Source organism: Paenibacillus cisolokensis, assembly GCF_018403665.1.
GTDB classification, from domain to species: domain Bacteria; phylum Bacillota; class Bacilli; order Paenibacillales; family Paenibacillaceae; genus Paenibacillus_AH; species Paenibacillus_AH cisolokensis.
The window spans coordinates 1-2079 of sequence record NZ_BOVJ01000272.1 but is presented as its reverse complement, the minus strand read 5'-3'; the positions used below and the strand labels follow the sequence as shown (position 1 = coordinate 2079).

At 47.1% G+C, this 2079-nt stretch carries 2 protein-coding genes; one reads left to right on the top strand and one right to left on the bottom strand.

Annotated features, from left to right (window positions below):
• Positions 1 to 353: 353 nt before the first annotated feature.
• Positions 354 to 641, bottom strand: a complete 288-nt coding sequence (locus PACILC2_RS25970; RefSeq protein WP_213531911.1) for a hypothetical protein — start codon at positions 639 to 641, stop codon at positions 354 to 356.
• Positions 642 to 840: 199 nt separating this feature from the next.
• On the opposite strand from PACILC2_RS25970, the gene PACILC2_RS25965 reads away from it, so the two are divergent.
• Positions 841 to 1593, top strand: coding sequence for a class I SAM-dependent methyltransferase (locus PACILC2_RS25965; protein ID WP_213531909.1), 753 nt, complete (start codon positions 841 to 843; stop codon positions 1591 to 1593).
• Positions 1594 to 2079 lie beyond the last annotated feature (486 nt).

Here is a 2079-nt window from a genome sequence, read left to right as displayed (position 1 = left end):
ATCGGGACATCTCTTTTATCTGGAAATTTTGGTGTGGTAACCAGAAATTTCTCTGCAAGGGCGGATGTCCTCTTTCTGTTTAGTCGTACCCTTCATGACAGTGACCCTATTAAATTATGACGGTGGAAAGAATGATGACCAACAGAATAAAGAGAACCAAGACAAGACCGAAATGACGTCCAAATCCAAATCCTGCAAATCCGCTCATTCGTTTTCACTCCTTTCCACTAAGTTCCTATTATTATATTCTTTTATTTCGGAAATGCTTGGGTAAATGCTTATCTAGAAGTCTAATTTTCCGGGCGGCACTAAGCTTTTGTCCTTATCCAATATTTCAGTTCATCGTGAAGTGATTAGCGGTGCACCACGCGGACATCGTGAGTCCGCTGTTTGGCGGTACCGGAAGCCTGACGATTGCCCGGGAACCTAGCAAAGTCGAGGTGTTCAATGATAAGGACGGCGATCTCATCAACTTCTATAATGCGGCGATAGATTATCAGAACGCCGTAGCCAAGCTGGATGCCTTCGAAAGAAAAGCTGTATCGAGGCTGGCATTGCGTGACGCTCGATGCGAAGGTCGGGTCCGTCGTGAAGGCATCACTCGGCCAAAAACGCAGGGAAGAGACGGAATATCTGTTCATGAACTACGTTCCTAAACGTTCTGAACAGCAGATTTTTTGAAGATTTCGAGCGATGCGATCCGGGCGTTCAATTCCGGTGTCCGTCCGTCGAGTGTTTGAAGATTTTCACTTCATAGGCAAACGCAAACACGGGGCAAACCCCTTCCCCATATACTTATTTATGCGTGGACGAATGAAGGAGGAGACATGAATGGAGTATATGGACCTGCTCTCGCGGTTGGGAGTGGCTTCCTCCCATCCGGGGGGATTCAAGGCGACTCAAAAGCTTTTGGACAAAGCCCTGGAGCAAGGCGATTTGCGGATTCTGGAAGTGGGATGCGGTACGGGCAAAACGGCTTGTTATCTTGCGGGCCAAGGGTTCCGTGTAACTGCGCTTGACAGGCATCCGCTGATGCTTGAAAAGGCAAAGAAGCGGGCCGAAAAAGAAGGGATCACCGACATCGAATGGATTCAGGGCGACGTGCAGGAACTTCCCTTCGACAACGAATCGTTTGACGTCGTTTATGCGGAATCCGTCACCATCTTTACCGATATACCCAAGTCGTTGGAAGAATATTATCGGGTTTTAAAACCGGGAGGCCGGCTGATTGATCGCGAGATAGTTCTTTATTCGGAAATCCCGGAGCCGTCCCGCCAAGAAATTATGGACTTTTTCAAATTCGACAAAATTCCGTCGGTGGATGAGTGGCTCGTTGATCTGCGCCAAGCCGGATTTCAATGCGAACGTCCCAAGCTCGATGAATTCCGGAGTCACGAACATGCCATCGATCCGAGCGAAATCCAGGAGCTGGATCTTACCGTGCTGTTCGACCCGGAAATCGGACTCGGAATTATGAAATATGCCGATTTGGTGCTGGCCCAGGAGCCCTACTTCAGGGTCGGCGATTTTATCGCATGGAAGACCCGTGGCAGAGTGATGAGAAATCACAATATTCATAAGGATGAAGGATGACAAACAATGAGTGCCGGAGTTGGCGGATTCGGTTTCGGCGGCGGTGCACTGTTTAATCGATTGAAGGATAAAACGTTCTATCGTAAGATCAAAGGTTAGGCGGCTGATTACAAAAAGAGCCGAAGAAAGACGGGATAAGGGGAGAACAAGCTTTTCCCACCTGCAAGGACAAAAGCTTAGTGTCGCCCGGGAAATTAGATTTAGATAAGCATTTACCCAAGCATTTCCGAAATAAAAGAATATAATAATAGGAACTTAGTGGAAAGGAGTGAGAACGAATGAGCGGATTTGCAGGATTTGGATTCGGACGTCATTTCGGTGTTGTCTTGGTTCTCTTTATTCTGTTGGTCATCATTCTTTCCACCGTCATAATTTAATAGGGTCATTGTCATGATGGGTACGACTAAACAGAAAGAGGACATCCGCCCTTGTAGAGAAATTTCTGGTTACCACAACAAAATTTCCGGATAAAAGAGATGTCCCGAT

What these genes read in the sequence shown, in the direction of transcription:
- PACILC2_RS25970 (WP_213531911.1), bottom strand. Translation starts at nt 641, where the DNA reads ATGAACAGATATTCCGTCTCTTCCCTGCGTTTTTGGCCGAGTGATGCC.
- PACILC2_RS25965 (WP_213531909.1), top strand. Translation starts at nt 841, where the DNA reads ATGGACCTGCTCTCGCGGTTGGGAGTGGCTTCCTCCCATCCGGGGGGA.